We start from the raw sequence: 20,866 nt of genomic DNA, 5'->3' as shown, positions 1-20,866 counted from the left end.
AATATATTAAAGAATATGCAACATATAGACTTGTCTAACTTTTCTACCTTTTGTCATCTAAAAATCTACACAATTATCGCACAAACTATGTGCTATGCTGTGAATGCTATTTTTTTTAATTGCAATTTTCTTTTTCTATTTTCAACTAAATTTATTACTAATCATATGATCTAAATAATTTATAATTAAACTTCCCTCATGATAAACAAAACCTTCAACTTTCCAAATAGCTCTTTGCGTGCAATTATTGCCTCGATTACTACCATTGGTGCTGTCGGTATAGCATTAGGAATGGGAACACAACTTATTTCGTTGCTAATGACTGAAAAAGGATTTTCAAATAGTATCATCGGTTATAGTGGAGGCATCGGTGGAATTGCCACAATTATTGCCGCTGCTCTAACTGCTCAAATCGCCTTATATTTCGGTGTTGTCGAATCGATATTACTTATGATGGTTATTGGTTCTCTGAGTTTTTTAGGATTCTATTTCTTTGAATCGATATGGATGTGGTTTATTTTGCGATTTACACTGCATTTCGCCATGACAATTATATTTATTCTATCAGAGTTTTGGATTAATAATGCATCTCCACCTCACAGACGCAGTTTAGTAATTTCTATCTATGCCATTACTTTAGGTCTGGGATTTATTTTAGGCCCAATGCTTCTGGAAAAAATAGGAACACAAGACTTTACACCCTTTGGTAGCGGCTGCCTTCTTATTATAATTGCTATCATACCCCTTCTTTCTGCCTGGAAATTAAGCCCCAAATTTCAGAGTAAGGAAAATATAGCATTTTTTTCACATATTTTACGTGTCCCCACCTCAACAATGGCAGCACTTATTTATGGTGCTATACAAATGGGAACGCTAACACTTATAACACCTTTTAGCTTATCAATTGGATATAATAAAAATGAAACCATACATTTTATGGAAATTCTTGCTCTTGGTAATATCCTACTTTTAATACCTATCAGCCTCATAAGTGATTATTTAAAAGATAAACGCTATTCCCTTATGGGTTGCGCTATTTTAGGATTGATTGGAACCCTTATTATACCACAGATAGCAGAGCATAAACTGATTTTGATGATTGATCTTTTTTTTCTTGGTGGTATACCTGCAGGTCTTTATACAATTGGACTTGCACAACTTGGTGAATGCCTTAAAGGACAAGAGCTTGCTGCAGCTAATTCTGCTTTTATTTTTTGCTATGGAATTGGTATATTGATTGGACCAGCTATTATTGGTCAAACAATGGATATTTTAAAACCATTTGGTTTTTCTTTGGCAATTGCCTGTTTTTTTAGCTTATATATTATTTTAGTGCTTATCCAATTAATGAGAAAATTAAACAACTCTTGACTTTTTGTAGAACATCCGTAGTGTCATATGTAAAATGTAATTGCATCAAAAATAAATTTTGATAGCGAAATAGTATTATTTTACTATAATAGGACTCTTATTATGGCTAAGGCAGCAACCATTAAGATTAAGCTTTTGTCAACTGCAGATACGGGCTTTTTCTATGTAACAAAGAAAAATAGCCGCACAATGACAGATAAAATGAGTAAACGTAAATATGATCCAATTGTTAAAAAGCATGTTGAGTTTAAAGAAACAAAAATTAAATAATTAGTCTTTTGTTTAAATTATTTAAATTGAGAATGCTATTATAAATAGAAACACAGAGTGTGTTGTAATGTTTTTATAATTTAAAGCTTTTTTATAAAAGCTCTTTTGTTGTTAGCCCTTAATAAAAAGGGAGAGCAAGTGTAATTGCATTCTTTTAAGATAAGTGTCTAGCTTTTCTAGCTGAAATTTTGACATTTATTTTTTGCAAAGTAACTCATTGCTCACACTGATAATAAAGAGCGATATATTACTAAGTGCATTTTATCAAAATTATATTAAACAATCTTTATTGATACAAACCTAAGTGCTCATAAATAATTATATTACCTTATGATCATTAGTGTAAGTGCTAACTTAAAATATATAGATAAAGCATAACAAATCCTTTTTAAAATGAAAAAGTTAGTACAAATTACCAATGTCTTATCCTAGCTCATACTATAAACGTATTGTTATAATTTCTAGCTCATGACAATAAATAACTCTCCTTCTAATCCGAATAGTTTTAGCAAAAAACTTATTATCTTCAGTATCATTATAATAATTATTGTTCTTATCAATGGAACAATTTATTCGAAATGTATTGCGGCATCTCCCCCCAACATAATTTCTATTTCACAAAAATCTCTAAAAGGTAACGCATTGGTCATTGATGGTGATTCAATCAAGATTTCTAATGTCGTAATTCGACTTGCAGGAATCGATGCTCCTGAGCTTAATCAATTTTGCGGCATACAAAAAAAACGCTATGCATGTGGCTTCCAAGCCAAAAAAGAATTAGAAGAACTGATAGCTCACCAATCTGTTACATGTTATTGGTCTAAAAAAGACAAATATCATCGTATTATTGCTATATGTGGAACCAAAAAAATTAATAATATTAATGCAGCAATGGTACGTAATGGTTGGGCTATCAGTTTTTATAACTACCGTAAAGAAGAACAAAAAGCCAAAAAAGAAAAAAAAGGAATATGGCAGTCAACTTTTCAAAAACCGCAAGAATGGCGTAAAGCTCATCCTCGCATAAAAAAATAAAGTAATTTCTTTACTCCATAAAAATATCTTTCTAATTTCTCATTTATCATGAACAAACAACAATGTAATCATATTATCAAATTAGAAAAAGATATTCATTCTTGTCGTGTTTGTATCAAACATCCGCATTATCTTCCTCCCCTTCCCCATGAACCAAGACCTATTGTCTATTTATCGAATACTGCGTCTATTGCAATTGCAGGCCAAGCACCGGGATTGCGTGTGCATGAAAGTTTTATCCCTTTTAATGATCGTTCTGGCGTAAAATTACGTAATTGGCTGGGCGTAACCAGTGATGAATTTTACAATAGATCCCTATTTGCTATTGTTCCTATGGGATTTTGTTTTCCTGGCTATGACCAGAATAAATCCGATTTGCCACCAAGAAGTGAATGTAGAGAAATATGGCATGAAAAAGTATTTCAAGCTATGCCACAAATAAAACTTGTTCTTGCTATTGGAAGTTATGCACACAAATGGCATATCACAAACCTACAACATAAAACTGTCTCGGAAACCGTCAGTGATTGGAAAAATATCTTATCCATACGTCAACCCCGAGGATATAATGTTATGCCTTTACCCCATCCGTCATGGCGAAATACTTTTTGGTTAAAAAAACACCCATGGTTTAATGATGAGCTTATTGTATATCTCCGCTGTTTAGTACGTCAATTCTTATGAATTTGGTATTATATCAATTTTTTATCAAACTAGCTGACTTTAACAAAGTTTATAGTGCCACGTGAACAATATAAGAGATTATCAATGTCAAATATAATGGATTAATCACGATAGTTTTTACTATAAGATTGAACCACTATGCATAACAGCAGCAATCTTTATCTGATGTGTTGTAGCACTCAATATCCCACTGAAATTGTTAATAAAAACTCTACTTAGTTAAAATGCTATTATTATAACTAATTGAAATAACATCTAATTTTAAATATAAATTCACTAAAAGAAGATTTTAAATTTATAACCTATAAGATAATATCTGGTTGCATTAGAAGCCACTAGTAAAGCCAATATACCTAGAATATACTGTAATGATTAGTAATCACTAAAGATTCCAACTTACACGTTCTAAATTTAGATATTATGAAAATTTGTAATTCATTCGTGATATGCTTTTTTCAACTGAAAAATACCAATAAAAAATGTGAAACCAGCTAATTAAAATGAAAGAGCGATAATATGAGATATCCATCTTTTAAAATTACACGATCAAAATACCTCTTGATGCGAAAAAATGAATGATTTTAGGAAGCTTAAATTTTATAGTTGGATAAAGTTTTTTTAATATTTATGATCATACTTTCACTTTTTAATATTAAATTTTTCTACTCAGACATTCCCATTTGCGCGTGAACTAAGACGGCTGCTTTAACAACACCAGCTGCTATAGCTGCACCTGTTCCTTCACCAAGACACATTTCTAAATCCAAAAGTGGTTTTTTCCCAATTTTTTCTAAAAGTTTACGATGAGCTGCTTCAGAAGAAACATGCCCAACGAGTGTATGATCAAGAGAGCTTGGATTCATTTTATACAGCACTGCTGCTGCTGCTGTTGCTACAAATCCATCTAAAATAACTGGAATTTTTTCCATTCTTGCAGCTAAAATAGCTCCTACCATAGCAGCAATCTCACGCCCTCCTAAGCGGCGCATAATTTCAAAAGGATCATTAAAATAATTCTTGTGTAAAGAGATTGCTGTTTTTACAGCCATGACCTTGCGCTGATAAAATTCTCCGACAGCCCCCATACCAGATCCTACCCATTCCTCAGCTTCTCCACCAAATAAAGCAAGACATAAAGCTGAAGCTATAGTCGTATTGCCAATTCCCATTTCCCCAATACACAAGAGATCTGTTCCTCCGGCAATTGCTTCCATTCCAAATGCCATTGTTGCGGCTGCACTACGCTCATCCATTGCAGCGTCTTTTGTAATATTCATTGTTGGATATTCTAATGCCAAATCATATATTTTCAATCCAAGATCATAAGCTACACAAATCTGATTGATAGCAGCACAACCTGTTGTAAAATTTTGTACCATCTGTTGTGTCATAGATTGCGGAAACGGCGTAATACCCTCATCAGTAACCCCATGATTTCCAGAAAAAACAGCAACTAGAGGCTTCATTATAATTGGTTTTTCTTCGCCCCTCCATCCCGCATACCACACTGCAATATCTTCCAATTTTCCTAGTGCGCCTTTTGTTTTCAATAATTGTGCATGCCGTTTTTTTGCTAGAGTCATTGTAAATTCATCAGCAACAGGTAAATTTATTAACAAAGCACGAAAATCATCAAATGGCCTAGCAATCATGAAAATACCTTTTCGAATCTACAATATATAATTAGAATTTTCTTTTATAGATAAGATATAAATAATTTATTGTTTTTTTTCATGCTACAAATGTAAGATGCACCGCTTAATAAGTATTTAGGATGATAAGAGAGCGAATATTGAAAATCTCTTTAAAGGGAACATATTAAACTGATATCTTGCTGTATATAATTATTTCAGCAAACTTTCATATCTTTTTAAATTTTTAACAGAGCTTAACTCTAATTAATTAAGATATTTATTTTATCTCTTCCTGGAATTACTACAATTTTTTAATAATTACTCATAAATTACAATTTATTATACAATATTAAAATTTTTATCAAATTATCTTAACTGATAGCGGCAAAAGCTTCTTTTAAAATATGTACATTGGCATCCGTCTTTGTTGCATTATGTGATAATATTTGCCGCCATCGTCGCACACCATCACGTCCTTGAAATAAACCAAGCATATGACGTGTAATGTGAGAAAGACGCCCTCCTGAAGCTATATGTTTGGCAGTATACTCACACATAGCATTAATAAGATCATAATCACTAAGATTATTCTGCGGTTCACCATATATTTCAGAATCAATAAGGCACAGCCAAATGGGATTATGATAAACTTGTCGTCCAACCATAGCGGCATCACATGATCTTAAGTGCTCTTTTATTTCACTAATTGATTTTATCCCACCATTTAATCCAATAAAATTTTTTTCATATTTACGCTTTAAATTATAAACCCTTTTATAATTAAGTGGTGGAATATCACGGTTTTCTTTTGGACTTAATCCTTTTAACCACGCTTTACGCGCATGTACCCATAGCGCATCACAGCCTGCATTCCATACACGATCAGCTAAAAAGTCTAAAGCCAATTCTTCATCCTGATCATCTACACCAATACGGCATTTAACAGTCACAGCTATAGTAACAGTTCGTTTCATCGCTTCTACAGCCTGCGCTACAACATCAGGATGCAACATTAAACAAGCACCAAATATACCTGCTTGAACACGATCTGATGGACAACCAACATTTAAGTTAATTTCGTCATAACCAAAGTCTTCGGCAATACGTGCAGCTTCTGCTAATTTTTTTGGGTCTGATCCTCCTAATTGTAATGCAATTGGATGTTCTTCATCACTGAAAGCCAATAATTTTTTACGGATGCCATGAATCACAGTATCAGCTACGAACATTTCAGTATAAAGTAGCGCCTTTTTCGTCAAAAGACGATAAAAAAATCTGCAATGCCGATCTGTCCAACCTAACATTGGCGCCACAGCAAATTTTACCAATGGTGGAGAATGATAAAATGTTATAGGAGTATTATTCATATATTTCTATTATTATCCTATTCAGCAAACAAATAACTGCCTCGTCCTATCTCCTCATATAGATATTTTATTCTCTCTCATTTTTGAGAAAATAAAAATGCATTCTATATTTACAAATCTTTTAATTATCTAAATTCTTTCTAATAATTAACAAAAAAATACAACTGTTTATTTGATTATCTGCCTTTTTTTCTAAAATAATTTTTGAATCTGTATACATTAGTATTTCTATTTTTTCTAATTAATCAGATAATATAGCTTAAATAGTAAAATTAATATTATGACTCAAAATATTTTATGAAATATATAATATTAAAAATACCTCTAATTTATAAGATTTTGTAAGTAAAAATTGAGAATACTATTTTAATATAATTAATCTAACTTTTTTTAAAACATCTATAACTTGATATATCTAATAACGTGATATAATTGTATTTATATAAAGAGCATAACCATACCAATACCACTTGTGCATGTGCTTCCTAGCACAATAGGAAAAACCGTAAAATACAAAAATAAAAACCGTCATTATGCTGATGAAAAGACTGAAATACTTTAAATATCTCTAATAAGGTAATAGAAAATTAGTATGAATGAGAATTCTAACTAATTAGCTACCAAAGTAAACTACTGTTAACACTGGCATAAAGAATTAAAGCTTACAGTGTTATTCAAATTACCGTTAAAGCTGCAAAATTAATTCAATGCAACTTTACCATACACTTTTTGAAAAAGAAAACCAGAAACTCCAAAGCTTGAATAGTTTTCCATGGAAAATCAATTTTCAGCTATCTGAAAAATCTCTTGAGCAATGAATTCACACATTTTATTTTTTTGATATCCTTCTCATTTCAGAACATCTCTAGGTAATCTTATCAAAGATCATAAATTAATAGAAATCAAATACCCAAGCTAGTAATTCATCTATACTTTTTTATAAATAAATAGCAAAACTAAATCTAAATATACTTTTCAAATCCAATCTTTAAATGATACTTAGAGTATGGAAATAGTGTAATTTTTTTTGAGCTTTAAGCTTATACTTCACTTATCAATTATCACTTTAGGTATCAAAATTTATCTCATTTAACGTTATGATAAATAAACTGAACGTATCAATAAAAATATCGAAGTATTTTTAGAAAAAACAGACAAAATATGAAAAAAATTTAATCAAATTCTCTTAACATTATGCAAATGTTTCCTAAGCTTCGCTCCATTTACATAACCTAAAAATAGAACAGGTGCGGGTAATGAAATAATATTTGATAATAAATGATAGATATATAACGACACGTGAGTATGCACGACCTTTTAATGTACCCAAAACAATGCTTCATAATTAGGTTCTGCAAAGGGTATTTCCAGGACCATATAGGTTAGATAGAATGATGAAATGGAAAAAGAAATCCTAGCATTCACTCCAAAGAAAAATATAGAGCAAATAAGAACAAATTAAGTAAAACCGTATCGATCGCAAAGGATAGCCTAAAAATGGCCCTAAAAATAGAAATTAAAAGAAAATCTATATATTTCAATATGTTAAAGATCAAAATGGTGCCCCCAGAGAGACTCGAACTCCCGACCCCCTGATTACAAATCAGGTGCTCTACCAACTGAGCTATAAGGGCATGCTATATTGGAAATAGCATAAACTCACAAAAAGGCAAATAAAAAATGATGAGTGTGGTTTATATGTTATAAAATATATATACCTAAGCCAAATTATTTGGATGTTTTATTGATTAATATATTTGTATTGATAAACAAATTTTATATATAAGCTTACTATTTATAATTCGGAAGAGACTAATTTATCAGAAAGATATTTTTCTAACCAATGTATATCATAATTACCATTAGCAATATCTTGATTGTCAATAAGATCACAAAATAAAGGTAATGTAGTTTTAATACCATCAACCACAAACTCACTTAAAGCACGCCGTAAACGCATCATACATTCCAAACGTGTACGACCATGAACAATCAGTTTTCCGATTAAGCTATCGTAATAGGGAGGAATACGATAACCTGAATAAGCACCTGAATCAACACGAACTCCTAATCCCCCAGGTGTATGAAAATGGGTAATAAGTCCTGGAGATGGTATAAAATTAATGGGGTCTTCAGCATTAATACGGCATTCAATGGCATGACCAGAAAAATGGACATCTTTTTGGGTAACTGAAAGCCCTAAACCAGATGCAATATGAATTTGTTCATGAACCAAATCTATACCTGTAATTGCTTCAGTTACAGGATGCTCAACTTGTAAACGGGTATTCATCTCAATAAAATAGAATTCACCATTTTCGTAAAGAAATTCAATGGTACCCGCTCCACGATATCGGAGCTTCGCACAGGCATTTGCAACAATATTACCAATTTTTTTCCGCTCAGTTTCATTAAGTACAGGTGAATTCGCTTCTTCCCATACTTTTTGGTGGCGCCGTTGAAGTGAACAATCACGTTCTCCTAAGTGTATAGCATTACCAGCTCCATCACCTATGACCTGAATTTCAATATGACGTGGTTTTTCTAGATATTTTTCAATATAAACTGAATCATCATTAAAAGCAGCGTTAGCTTCTGAACGTGCTGTTTTGAGAGCTGTTAAAAGTTTTTGTTCAGAATGAACAACTTTCATACCGCGCCCACCACCGCCTGCAGAAGCTTTAATAATAACTGGATAGCCAATTTCATTAGCAATGCGTAGAGCTTCTTTTTCTTCAACTATAGCCTCATTAGAGCCTGGTACGACCGGGATACCAAGGTTCTTAGCAGTTTTTTTAGCTTCTATTTTATCACCCATAATACGAATATGCGCTGCTGTTGGACCGATAAATGTAATATTATGAGCTTCCAATACATCTGCAAACTTTGCATTTTCAGAGAGAAATCCATAACCTGGATGAACAGCGTCCGCTCCTGTAATTTCACAGGCCGAAATAATTTGATAAATATTTAAATAAGAATCGCGAGACTGTGGAGGACCAATACATACACTTTCATCAGCAAGTCGAACATGCATAGCATCAGCATCAGCAGTTGAATGAATAGCTACGGTTTTAATTCCAAGTTCTTTACACGCTCGCAGAATGCGAAGAGCAATTTCTCCTCGATTAGCAATGAGGATTTTTTGAATCATAGCTATCCCTCCGCTTTATTCAACTATAATAAGTGGTTCGTCAAATTCAACTGGTTGACCATCTTTAACTAAAATAGCAGTAACAGTACCTGCATGCGGCGATGAAATTTGATTCATAGTTTTCATTGCTTCAATAATCAGTAAGGTTTGACCTTTAGAAACATTTTGCCCTACTTTTACAAAAGGTTGTGTACCTGGTGCAGGAGCAAGATATGCTGTACCAACCATTGGAGATAGTACTTCATTTTTTGATTTCTCTTGTTTTGTAGAATCTTCAGTTGTTGCAAATGAAGAAGAAACTACTGTAGAGCCAGAAATAGGTGCATAAACTGTTTGCTCAGAAGAAGATGTGTTTTGGCGCGCTACACAAATTCGAAACCCATCTTTTTCAATTTCAATATTGGTCAAATTTGTATCATTCAAAATTTCAGCAAGGTCGCGGATAATTGCTGTATCAATCCCAGTATATTGGTTAATATCTGTTTTTTTTGTTGCCATTTTATTCCTAACTCCTTGACCGATAAAATTGCTAGTCCTTACTATCCTTATGACTAAATATCTTTTAAATTTTAATGAAACTTCCCCTAATTATTATGTGCACATTGTAATTAAATTAATCTGCGATACAAATCCACATTTATAAATCTGTTAACAAAAAAATCAAAGAATCAATATATTGATGTATTTCTCAACAATCTAATTGAGAAAAGAAAAGTTTATTGTGCATTTTCTATTGCTGCTTGCAAAATATTTTTTTCCACAGCTCCAATAAATATTTTATCTCCAATAATATAAGCGGGAGTACCAGTGATATTCAAGGCAGAAGCAATTTGAATATTCTCTTGAAAGAATTTCTGTAAGTTTGAGTTTTGCATTGCATTACGTAGTTCTTTTTCATTTGCTCCTAAAGAAACTGCTATTTTTATAGCCTTAGCTTCATTTGCACGACCTTGGCTCATTAAAAGTTTTTTATGAAACTGAAAATATTTCTCTGGAAAGAGTTTTCTAAAAACATAAGCAATAATATGTGTTTCTATGGAATCAGGCCCTAAAATTGGTAAATCTTTGATAACTATTCGTAGATCTGAGTATTCTTGTGTTAGGCTTATTAAATCTGAATAGGAACGTTTACAATACCTACAATTGTAATCAAAAAATTCAACAAGCACTATTTTGCCATTTGGATTTCCTAAAACCGCATCATAAGGAGATTGAAAAATTTCCTTTTCTAATAACTTAATAATTTCAGCTTGTTTTTGCACTTCCTGTTGACGATGCTGCTCAAATTTTTCTTGAAGGATAAGTTGCATTTCAATCATAATCTCCGGATTATTAAGTAGATAGTCTCTTATAATCTGTCGAATATAATCATCATTGATGTTTTTTGTGCTTTTCTCACTAAGCTTCGATAAAAAAGCAGGATCTTCCAGAAGTTGTATTTTAAGATTTTCTATAGTCAGATGATTTGATATTTGTTCTTTTGTTTGCGCATATGATAAAAATGAGTACGTAAAAACACTCAATACGATTGTTATTAAAAAAAAATTCATAAATGGTAATTTAAAATATTGCGCTCGATCGATCATTTATCTGTCTTTTTATTTGGCTTAAGTGTTTATAAACTTATATGATCAAGTATCATATTTATGCAACAAACCATTTAAATTATAATATATAATTTAGCAAATTATGAAGATAGCCTGTTTTTTATTATCTAATATATAGAATATTTTCATGCATATTTTTTTATTAAAAGAAATATGCCAATATTTGATATAAAACACTTATCTTAATCACTCAAATATTGACACCATTAACTCCTGTAAAGTCAACTTAATATGAAAGAAAAGACAATGAAAGCCACCACGCATTATGATCTATTTATTATTGGTGGCGGAATAAATGGATGCGGGGTAGCCAGAGATGCAGCTGGTCGTGGGTTTAGTGTTGGATTAGCTGAAATGAATGATCTTGCATCAGGTACATCGAGTGCATCAACAAAGCTTATTCATGGTGGTCTTCGTTATCTTGAACACTATGAATTCAAATTAGTTCGTAAAGCATTGAAAGAACGCGAAATTATTTGGCGTATGGCTCCACACATTGTACATCCTTTACGCTTTATCCTACCTTATCATAAAAAATTACGGTCTTCTTGGATATTACGTTTAGGGCTTTTTATTTATGATTATCTTGGTGGTTGGAATCAAATATTTCAGCGTACCAAAATGATTGATTTTTCAAAAAATTTTTGTACCTCTCTTAAAAAAAAATATCATAAGGGTTTTGAATATTCTGATGCAATAGTAGATGATGCTCGCTTGGTCATTGCTAATGCACGAGATGCAAAAAAATGGGGGGCTGATATAAAAGTACGAACAGAAGTTCTATCCTTAACAATAGAAGAGAACAAATGGCTTATTACTCTTCATGATAAATTAAGTGATAAAAAATATTGCGTTACAGCTTCTTATGTTGCAAATATGGTTGGCCCTTGGATTAATCATGTTTTAGAGAATGTTTTAAATTCTATAGAACTTCCACCTATACGGCTTGTTAAAGGATCCCATATTTTGGTTCCAAAACTTGACACGCATAATCGCGCTTATATTTTACAAAATAGCGATAATCGTGTTATTTTCGCTATTCCATATCAGGAAGAATTCACATTAATCGGAACGACAGATTGTGATTATCAAGGTAATCCTACTGATGTATCTATTAGTGATGAAGAAATCGATTATATTTGTGCAGTAGCGAATGAATATTTCACGCAACCGATATTGCGTGATAACATTATATGGAGCTATTCGGGTGTTCGTCCTCTTTATGATGATGGTACCTCAATAGCTCAAGAAATAACACGTGATTATGTCCTAAAAGAAATAGGAGGAGAAAATACACCCAAAATTCTTAATCTGTATGGTGGAAAAATAACGACTTATCGCGTATTAGCTGAAGATGTAATGAAATTTATTGAAAAAGCGCTTGGTTCTAAGAAAGGACCATGGACAATGAATTCTGTACTCCCTGGAGGTGATTTTCCATATAATAGATTAGATCTGATTGAAAAGAGAATTTCTGTCTTACTTCCAGATTTAGATGCTTTTACTTGCCGTAGGCTTGCTCGTTCCTATGGCTTAGAGACATTTATAATATTTGCGAATGGGAATGTGGATAAAGGAAAATATTTTGGACATGGGCTTTATGAAATAGAAGTGAAATGGTTAATGGAAAAAGAATGGGCAAAAACATGTGAAGATATATTATGGCGCCGTTCAAAACTTGGCCTTTTTTTTACTAAACAAGAAACTGACGCTCTTGCTAACTATATAAAAAGTGAAAAAGAAAATGGATAAAACATATCTCTCTTTAAATTATACAAAATTTGATATCTGAATTTTTATTAGTTTATAAAAAATTATAATAATAATATATATATCAAAAATACTTAATAATAATTAATTATACTTTTTTATATAAATTAAATATTATAAAGCAATGTACAAGAAATATTTAATCTAAGTAAGCCAGTTCATAATTATATGTTAATCACCATTAATGTCTTATATTAGTTAACAAATAAGTCTGAGCGCTTAAGGCTATTTCCACTATTACATCAAATATCTCTAATCAGCAAGAATCTTAAAATGAGCAATCTATTCACTTACAAAGAATAATTCTCAAATCAAATACAAATCATATCAGCGCCATAATCATCCTCAGTTTTTGATCTCTTCCTAATTTAAAATACATATATCTTAAGAGAATAACAGAAATTGCTAAATATTAACATGCATATGAACTATATAATTATCTGAATTTTAAATGTATATAATATCCAAAAAGTAATAAAAAAATATTTATATTCAAAATATTATAAATTATAAATATAAATATATTATTGTAATAATAAAAATATTAAATTTATTTAATAAGTTTTTTAATAATTATTATAATATAATTTAAAGATTAAATAAAAGGGGATTTATTATGTATAAAATTGATTATAATAGCTATCGTACTGTAAAGGGCTTTAATCGTCGAGTTCGTTTTCTAGTAATGCATTACACTGCAGCCAACTTTAAATCATCTGTTACAACTCTTACAGGACCTTCAGTCAGTGCCCATTATCTTGTTCCTGATCCTTCAGAACAGACGTACACGGATGCAGGTTTTAAAGATGTGCGCATTTTTAATCTGGTCGATGAAAATGAGCGTTCATGGCATGCTGGTGTTAGTTCATGGGCTGGACGTAACAATCTAAATGATACAGCTATTGGAATTGAAACAGTCAATCTAGCAACCGATGATAACGGAAAATTTACATTTCCACCTTTTCATCCAAAGCAAATTGATGCAATTAAAGAACTTTCATTTAACATTCTTCAACGTTATCCAGATATTTCACCAACTAATGTTGTTGGCCATAGTGATATTGCTCCTGGAAGAAAAATGGATCCAGGTGCCGCTTTTCCGTGGAAAGAACTTTATGATTCAGGTATAGGAGCATGGTATGATGTAGCACAAAAAAATGATTATCAAAAAGAATTTGCTAAAGATCCTTCATTATTTGTAAAAGCAAAAACAGAAGTCATAGCTAAACTGAAAAAGTATGGATATGATACTTCAACTGCAAATACTGAAAGTGGGTATAAAAATTTGATTATGGCGTTTCAGCTTCATTTTCGTCAAAAAAATTATGATGGAATTTTGGATACTGAAACCGCAGCAATTATTTATGCATTGGTAGAAAAATATTTCCCATCAAAATAATTTAACTTATTTAATTAAAATATGCGAGATTACTATAGAAGATTTTTTTCTTCATAGAATTGCTAGTTTCACTAACTAAAGGCTAAGTAGTTTATATTTTTTTGAGTATTACAGCTATCTATATTGCTTATAGTTTATAATTTAGAATAGATAAAAGGAAAAGTGAAGAGCTTTTGCTAATCCTTTTATCTTTGATAAGCATAAAGAATTTCATTTAACCTTAGAATAAATTTTTTAAAAAGGGGAAAAACGAATATATTTTTAGTTTTTAAATCTATGAAATAGTTAATACATAAACTTTAGTTAGATTTCACGATCAAGTTAAATTAGAATTTTTGCAGTATTAATGATTTCATGTAAGATTTAATAAATTTTTTCTCAAATTTTTATAATTAAAGAATCAAATAAAAATATCTTTAAACATAATAAAGGTAATAATATTTTTTATTAAATTTCTCTTATAGAATTATTTTTTCAACAATATCAACTCCTGCTTCTCATTTTTGTTTAATGAAATCTTTTTTCTTCCCTATCAAATTATTTAATAATAAGCACAAGAAATCCATGTGCCTTTCCTTAGTGGCATTATCTAATTTAATCCATTTATAAAACTATTTATAAAGCACCAAATTATCATACATTTTAGTTTTTATTTTGAACTGCAGTATTATTTTTCAAAGAGATGTGGATTCTCAAAAGCAAGATTCTGCCGTGCCTTTTGTAATTGTTGAATAATATCATCAATTTTAGATGAAGAATAAGACGTTTCCTGATTATTAGTTAATGAATGTTGTTTCTCTTCACCTTCATAAAAATACTGAATTTGTGATTGAATCGTTCGTATTTCTTGGAATAAAAGGCGACTAGTTTCTTTAAAACTATTATTAAGTGAAAAAATTTGATCGGAAATTGATATTAAAATTTGTTTAAAAAAATGCTCGCTTTCTTGACGTTTGCGGTATTCTAAAACAAGAGCATAACTTATTTCATCTAATTGCTGTTTAGTAGAATCAATTTTATGCAATAAATCCGGCGCTCCATTTATATTAGCTTTTTTTATTTTCAAAAGCATAGCATAAATATTTAATAGTCTAACTGCAGAATAAGATAAATAATCAACTAATGTAAGTGTCTTAGTATAGTATTTTTGTTGAACCATTATAAATCTACCTAGTGATTAGTTGTATACATTTATTCCACTATTCATTTTAAATCCTATAGAATCATTCTAAAAAAAGTGCTAAAAAAATCTCTTTTCTAATTTACTGATATTAAATTATTATATTTGATTTTTTATATTTAATAATTAGTTAATGGAGATAAGAGATGTATAGGCGCATAAAGAATAAAATCTGCTGTTCTCTTTAAAATATTGTGACCATCAGCAAGAATGGCCTCACGAGGTGACAATTCCGTACCTTGCATAATTGTTGAAGCTAAAGATCCTTCTCGAGATAGAGCCATTAATGTTGGTGAAGATGCAAATACATTATGCGCACCACCATCAATATTAGATAAATCAAGAATAGCTATTCCGTTCTTCCGTAATATTTCAATATTTGAACCATCTCCTACACGAGGATGTCCACCTGTAAGGCGCCCTGAAATAGCAAGAGCTTTGTCCTTACGAGATACCAAAATAGCTGTTGGTTGAGGTAATATTTTAATATCATTAAGTTGACGCTCAAATACATCAAAGTCAATATCAGGCGCTGCCATTAAAAAACTCGTAATACGATGAATTAGCTTGTATTTTCCTTGTAATGCTAAAGTTCTAAACGCTTCCATCGTAACGAAATTACCCATAGAGTGTGCAATAATTGAAACCTTATCAGCATCTGTTTCACTGATAGTCATCAGAAGCTCTATCAGTCCATCACGTGCAAAATTGGCGCTATCACGATCATAAATATAAAGAGGTATTGCACCAGCCGAAGGCCATGAATAATGTACATTAACAACATTCAAAGAATAATCGTAAGCAAACTGAGCTGTACGGAATGTACCATCTGCAAAATTGTTATTGTAGCCATGAATAAAAAGAAAAATTTCTTTTTTTCCTTTTGTTTTTTTTGCTAACGCAATATTTAATTGCTGTTTAAACTGTTCTTTATTATCATATTTTTGCAAAGCAACTGCTGCAAAATATTTATCATGACTAGGCTTATAAGCATTTGTCTCAACCATACCTTTCACATGTTGTTGAGGAATTCCTATATCAACACGATTGTAATACACTTTATTTGATCGTTCTGCTCCATAAGGTTGAGAATAATTATCCTGCATCATACGACTTGTAGCAACGTAAACTGGAATAACAGCTTTTGGAAGAATTTGTTTTTCAACTTTTCGCTGTGTAGCAACCATAGAAGGTGTTGCATGTATTCCATGCCAAAGTACAGCACGCGACCCACCACACGCAACCAAAAAAATAACACAAATAAAAAGTACTAAATGCTTTAACAGTAATACATTTTTCACTGCAATACTACCTAATCTTATCAGATAAACAAGAACTCATATTTCCTACCTATAATAATAGCACAAGATACAGTTTCTAATAACCTGCAACAAAGCAATTAATTATATAAGACATTAGAAATAAAAATGTACAAAATTTGCATCTTAATGCTCACTATTACAGCTTTTATCTGCACTTTACACATCAATCACAAAAAATATAAATGGTGCGGTCGAGAAGACTCGAACTTCCACGAGTTGCCCCACAGCGACCTCAACGCTGCGCGTCTACCAATTCCGCCACGACCGCACACGGTATAAGCAAAATACATTATCTCCGCATTTAACAAATCATACAATAGGGTACAAGTTTATTTTTATATTCTCATAATTTATTTTATTTCACGCTACTTCACATTTAATAATATAAATCCTTTAATAATATAAATCCTTAAAGTGCACATTTTACAGATTACCATAATTAGCGTATTAATGACATAAAACTATCTTGTGCCATTTGATTACTTTGATAATATCCATGAAAGCCTGTTGTAATAGTCGTAGCATCTTGCTTTCGTATCCCTCTCATACCCATACACATATGCTCAGCCTCAATCATTACAGCAATACCACGAGGCTTTAGATGTGTCTTTAAAGCATCAACTATTTGAGCTGTCATGTTTTCTTGTGTTTGTAAACGACGAGAAAAAACATCTACAACACGTGCAATTTTTGAAAGTCCAACAACTTTTTTATCAGGGAGATAAGCAATATGAGCTCTACCAATAATCGGAAGCATATGATGTTCACAATGTGAATAAAAAGAAATATTCTTCAATATAATTGGCTCATTATATCCTGAAACTTCCTCAAAAACTGTATCCAAAATTTCTTTAACTGATTCGTTATAACCAGCAAAAAGCTCACGATATGCTTTAGCAACACGACTTGGAGTATTTAATAGCCCTTCTCGGTTTGGATCTTCTCCTATCCAGAATAATAATGTATGAATCGCCGCCTCCACTTCTTCCATACTAGGCTTTTTTTGCTCAGAGAGAAATAGATTAGTTGCTCCTCCTTTCATGATATCACACATTAAAAAAACTCCAACTTAATTATGCAGTAAGATATTTATTATTTTTTATATAATCTTTATATACATGAATTAAAAGCTTAAACAGCAATAACTCTCAAAAATCAGATAATAGCTTATGATTGACAATATCTATAGCAATAAAATACTTGAACATGCTGCGCATATAAGCAAAATCGGTCGTCTTAACAATCCAGATGCAACATCAAAAAAGTGTGCACGCTTTTGTGGATCAACTGTTACCGTAGACCTAAAAGTAGAAAATAGCACTATCATAGATTTTGCTCATGAGATATGCGCATGTGTACTTGGGCAAGCTTCATCTTCTATTCTTGCATGTCATATCATTGGTCAAAAAACGCAAGACCTTAAAATACTACATAAAATTATTCAGCATATGCTAACAAAGAATGGCCCTCCCCCTTCAGCTCCATTTGAAGCATTTGCTTGTTTAAAACCTATTAAAGACTATCAAACACGCCATGCATCGATAATGCTTACTTTTGATGCAGTTATAGATTGTATTAAACAAATTGAAGATAAAATGAATGGCTAAACAACAAATAAAAACAAATAAAACATACACAAGAAACTACACAGGACCTTGGCAGAAAACACCTGGACGATTACTTGGTATCGGGCTAATACGTTTCTATCAAATAACTCTGTCTAGCTTTATAGGCATGCATTGTCGTCACAGACCAACTTGTTCAGAATATGCCTACGAAGCAATTGCACGCCATGGTCTATGGGCAGGCGCATGGCTGGGATTTTTTCGTCTTATACGTTGTTGTCCGTTTGGAACAAATGGCTTCGATCCAGTACCAACCTCTATTGAAAATTCCTATAAACCTTGGCACTACTGGAAAATTTCTATCAAACGTAATAAATAGTCTTTCTTTTTTAATGCGTTATGCATAAAAAGGGTTGATAAGAAATTAGCCTATTGGCTTTTATTGATTATTGCTAAATGTTCACGAAACCATCTGCAATCGTTAGCAGAATTGGATTAAAAGGGTTCTTTATGTCTTGCTCTATTTTTCTTTCTTTTCCTGATGGCTCAAAGCGCGATTATCCAAGCGAAACAACAGGTTTAGAATTAGCTGAATCTATTTCTAAGTCACTTGCAAAAAAAGCAGTTGCTTATAGTCTTGATGGAGCTCTTAAAGACCTTTCAGATCCATTAGAACAATCTGGACAAGTAGAAATCATCACTCGCGATGATCCACGTGCACTTGAATTGATACGCCATGATTGCGCACATGTTTTAGCTGAAGCAGTACAAGAGCTTTTTCCTGAAACACAAGTTACAATCGGCCCAGTTATTGAAAACGGTTTTTATTATGATTTTGCACGTAAACAACCTTTTACATTAGATGATCTTACTACCATTGAAAAGAAAATGCATGAAATTATTCAACGCAATAAACCTTTCAGAAAAGAAGTTTGGTCTCGTGAAAAAGCTAAGAAGATTTTTTCTGAAAAAAATGAACTCTATAAAATTGAGCTTATTGATTCTATCCCTGATGATCAAGATTTGAAAGTCTATTATCAAGGCGACTGGTTTGATCTTTGCCGTGGTCCACATATGCAATCTACTGGTCAAATTGGTAATGCATTTAAATTGATGAAAGTTGCAGGTGCTTATTGGCGTGGTGATTCCAATAATCCTATGTTAACAAGAATTTATGGTACAGCATTTACTAATGAAAATGACTTAAAAGCCTATCTTCATATGCTAGAAGAAGCGGAAAAACGGGATCATCGCCGCTTAGGACGAGAAATGGATTTATTTCATTTTCAAGAAGAAAGCCCAGGAATGATTTTTTGGCACCCAAAAGGTTGGAAAATGTTCCAAAATTTGATCAGTTACATGCGTCGTCGCCTTGACAATCATAAATATGCTGAAGTTCAAGCGCCACAAGTTCTTGATAAGTCACTTTGGGAAATATCAGGTCACTGGGAATGGTATAAAGAAAATATGTTCAAAACAATCCCAGCTGCTGATGACTGGAATAATGAACATATTTATGCTCTTAAACCAATGAATTGCCCTGGCCATGTACAGATCTTTAAACACGGTTTAAAATCCTATCGTGATTTGCCCATTAGACTAGCTGAATTTGGCCTTGTTCATCGTTATGAGCCTTCAGGTTCTTTACATGGACTTATGCGGGTACGTAGCTTCACACAAGATGATGCACATATTTTTTGTACTGAAGAACAATTAGCTGATGAATGTCTTAGTATCAATGATTTGATTTTATCAACCTACGCAGATTTTGGTTTTAAAGAAATCAGTCTTAAGCTCTCAACACGCCCAGAAAAACGTGTTGGCTCAGATGAATTATGGGACCATGCTGAAAGTATCATGACATCTGTTCTTAAAACTATTGAGAAAAAATTTTCAGGACGTGTTAAAATAAGCATTCTTCCTGGTGAAGGTGCATTTTATGGACCAAAATTTGAATATACACTGACAGATGCTATTGGCCGCGAGTGGCAATGTGGAACAACACAAGTAGACTTTAATTTACCTGAGCGCTTTGGAGCATTTTATATTGATAAGGATTCAGAAAAACGCCAACCCGTTATGATCCACCGAGCTATTTTTGGATCAATGGAGCGTTTTCTTGGTATATTAATTGAGAACTTTTCTGGCCATATACCATTTTGGCTTGCTCCTCAACAGATTGTTGTGGCAACGATTACATCCGATGCGAATGAGTATGCAAAAAAAATAACAGAAAAACTCAAGGCTATTGGTCTTTTAGCAACTTTAGATGCCCGCAATGAGAAAATTAACTACAAAATACGCGAACACTTTTTACAAAAAATTCCTGTAATTTTGGTATGTGGTAAACGTGAAGCTGAAACAAATAGCGTCAATATGCGCCGCTTAGGAAGTGTAGAGCAAACCTTTTTACCTATAGAAAAAGTGTTTCAACAATTGCTGGATGAAGCAACACCACCAGATTTACGTTCTTAATTAACTCCTGATATCATAAAAATACTATATAAC

The 20,866-nt window shown here is 32.0% G+C and carries 17 protein-coding genes and 2 tRNA genes; 9 read left to right on the top strand and 10 right to left on the bottom strand.

The annotated features are described in order from the left end of the window. Window positions 1–198 precede the first annotated feature (198 nt). The 4 genes from ACJTDF_RS02895 (at window position 199) to ACJTDF_RS02880 (ending at window position 3,360) form a co-directional block, all read left to right on the top strand. A complete protein-coding gene (locus ACJTDF_RS02895; protein ID WP_407966061.1) occupies window positions 199–1,371 on the top strand; it encodes an MFS transporter in 1,173 nt (390 codons plus the stop codon). 102 nt (window positions 1,372–1,473) lie between these two features. Beyond that, window positions 1,474–1,641: a 50S ribosomal protein L33 gene (gene rpmG / locus ACJTDF_RS02890; protein ID WP_005767215.1), complete on the top strand. Its 168-nt coding sequence runs from the start codon at window positions 1,474–1,476 to the stop codon at window positions 1,639–1,641. Window positions 1,642–2,109: 468 nt separating this feature from the next. After that, on the top strand, window positions 2,110–2,676 hold the full coding sequence (locus tag ACJTDF_RS02885; RefSeq protein WP_407966060.1) for a thermonuclease family protein: 567 nt from the start codon (window positions 2,110–2,112) through the stop codon (window positions 2,674–2,676). 48 nt (window positions 2,677–2,724) lie between these two features. After that, entirely contained in the window at window positions 2,725–3,360 is a 636-nt protein-coding gene (locus ACJTDF_RS02880) for a uracil-DNA glycosylase family protein (protein WP_407966059.1), read from the top strand. A gap of 662 nt (window positions 3,361–4,022) precedes the next feature. Here the strand turns inward: ACJTDF_RS02880 and cobT are convergent. The 6 genes from cobT to ACJTDF_RS02850 all read right to left on the bottom strand — a co-directional run bounded on the left by cobT (window position 4,023) and on the right by ACJTDF_RS02850 (window position 11,101). Then, window positions 4,023–5,012, bottom strand: coding sequence for a nicotinate-nucleotide--dimethylbenzimidazole phosphoribosyltransferase (gene cobT, locus ACJTDF_RS02875; protein WP_407966058.1), 990 nt, complete (start codon window positions 5,010–5,012; stop codon window positions 4,023–4,025). A 353-nt stretch (window positions 5,013–5,365) separates the two neighbouring features. After that, a complete protein-coding gene (gene dusA, locus ACJTDF_RS02870) occupies window positions 5,366–6,346 on the bottom strand; it encodes a tRNA dihydrouridine(20/20a) synthase DusA (RefSeq protein ID WP_407966206.1) in 981 nt (326 codons plus the stop codon). Window positions 6,347–7,919: 1,573 nt separating this feature from the next. Continuing rightward, window positions 7,920–7,995, bottom strand: a tRNA-Thr gene (locus ACJTDF_RS02865). A 161-nt stretch (window positions 7,996–8,156) separates the two neighbouring features. Next, entirely contained in the window at window positions 8,157–9,515 is a 1,359-nt protein-coding gene (gene accC, locus ACJTDF_RS02860) for an acetyl-CoA carboxylase biotin carboxylase subunit (RefSeq protein WP_407966057.1), read from the bottom strand. Window positions 9,516–9,530: 15 nt separating this feature from the next. Continuing rightward, the gene (gene accB, locus ACJTDF_RS02855; RefSeq protein WP_407966056.1) at window positions 9,531–10,013 is read right to left on the bottom strand and encodes an acetyl-CoA carboxylase biotin carboxyl carrier protein; all 483 of its coding nucleotides are present in this window, start codon (window positions 10,011–10,013) and stop codon (window positions 9,531–9,533) included. A 218-nt stretch (window positions 10,014–10,231) separates the two neighbouring features. Next, window positions 10,232–11,101 (bottom strand): DsbA family protein, encoded by an 870-nt coding sequence (locus ACJTDF_RS02850; RefSeq protein WP_407966055.1) that lies wholly within the window; start codon window positions 11,099–11,101, stop codon window positions 10,232–10,234. Window positions 11,102–11,368: 267 nt separating this feature from the next. On the opposite strand from ACJTDF_RS02850, the gene glpD reads away from it, so the two are divergent. Together glpD and ACJTDF_RS02840 are read left to right on the top strand one after the other, a co-directional pair. Then, window positions 11,369–12,874, top strand: a complete 1,506-nt coding sequence (gene glpD, locus ACJTDF_RS02845; protein ID WP_407966054.1) for a glycerol-3-phosphate dehydrogenase — start codon at window positions 11,369–11,371, stop codon at window positions 12,872–12,874. A 634-nt stretch (window positions 12,875–13,508) separates the two neighbouring features. Then, window positions 13,509–14,291, top strand: coding sequence for an N-acetylmuramoyl-L-alanine amidase (locus ACJTDF_RS02840; RefSeq protein WP_407966053.1), 783 nt, complete (start codon window positions 13,509–13,511; stop codon window positions 14,289–14,291). A gap of 667 nt (window positions 14,292–14,958) precedes the next feature. Here the strand turns inward: ACJTDF_RS02840 and ACJTDF_RS02835 are convergent. The 4 genes from ACJTDF_RS02835 to folE all read right to left on the bottom strand — a co-directional run bounded on the left by ACJTDF_RS02835 (window position 14,959) and on the right by folE (window position 17,847). Beyond that, on the bottom strand, window positions 14,959–15,450 hold the full coding sequence (locus tag ACJTDF_RS02835; protein WP_407966052.1) for a hypothetical protein: 492 nt from the start codon (window positions 15,448–15,450) through the stop codon (window positions 14,959–14,961). Between the two features lie 140 nt (window positions 15,451–15,590). Further along, complete coding sequence (locus ACJTDF_RS02830; RefSeq protein WP_407966051.1) at window positions 15,591–16,772, bottom strand: alpha/beta hydrolase; 1,182 nt, start codon at window positions 16,770–16,772, stop codon at window positions 15,591–15,593. 204 nt (window positions 16,773–16,976) lie between these two features. Further along, window positions 16,977–17,061, bottom strand: a tRNA-Leu gene (locus ACJTDF_RS02825). Between the two features lie 171 nt (window positions 17,062–17,232). Continuing rightward, the gene (folE, locus tag ACJTDF_RS02820; protein ID WP_407966050.1) at window positions 17,233–17,847 is read right to left on the bottom strand and encodes a GTP cyclohydrolase I FolE; all 615 of its coding nucleotides are present in this window, start codon (window positions 17,845–17,847) and stop codon (window positions 17,233–17,235) included. A gap of 115 nt (window positions 17,848–17,962) precedes the next feature. Between folE and ACJTDF_RS02815 the strand changes: the two genes are divergently transcribed. The 3 genes from ACJTDF_RS02815 to thrS all read left to right on the top strand — a co-directional run bounded on the left by ACJTDF_RS02815 (window position 17,963) and on the right by thrS (window position 20,833). Continuing rightward, on the top strand, window positions 17,963–18,400 hold the full coding sequence (locus tag ACJTDF_RS02815; RefSeq protein WP_407966049.1) for an iron-sulfur cluster assembly scaffold protein: 438 nt from the start codon (window positions 17,963–17,965) through the stop codon (window positions 18,398–18,400). Beyond that, window positions 18,393–18,737 carry a membrane protein insertion efficiency factor YidD gene (yidD, locus tag ACJTDF_RS02810; protein WP_407966048.1) on the top strand — a complete coding sequence of 115 codons (345 nt, stop codon included), beginning with the start codon at window positions 18,393–18,395 and terminating at the stop codon, window positions 18,735–18,737. The genes ACJTDF_RS02815 and yidD overlap by 8 nt, the downstream gene beginning before the upstream one ends. 131 nt (window positions 18,738–18,868) lie before the next feature. Further along, window positions 18,869–20,833 carry a threonine--tRNA ligase gene (thrS, locus tag ACJTDF_RS02805; protein WP_407966047.1) on the top strand — a complete coding sequence of 655 codons (1,965 nt, stop codon included), beginning with the start codon at window positions 18,869–18,871 and terminating at the stop codon, window positions 20,831–20,833. The last annotated feature ends 33 nt before the right edge of the window (window positions 20,834–20,866 follow it).

Source organism: Bartonella bennetti, assembly GCF_045945445.1.
Lineage (GTDB): Bacteria > Pseudomonadota > Alphaproteobacteria > Rhizobiales > Rhizobiaceae > Bartonella.
The sequence above is the reverse complement of the archived record's forward strand: the minus strand, read 5'-3'. Positions and strand labels throughout refer to the sequence as shown.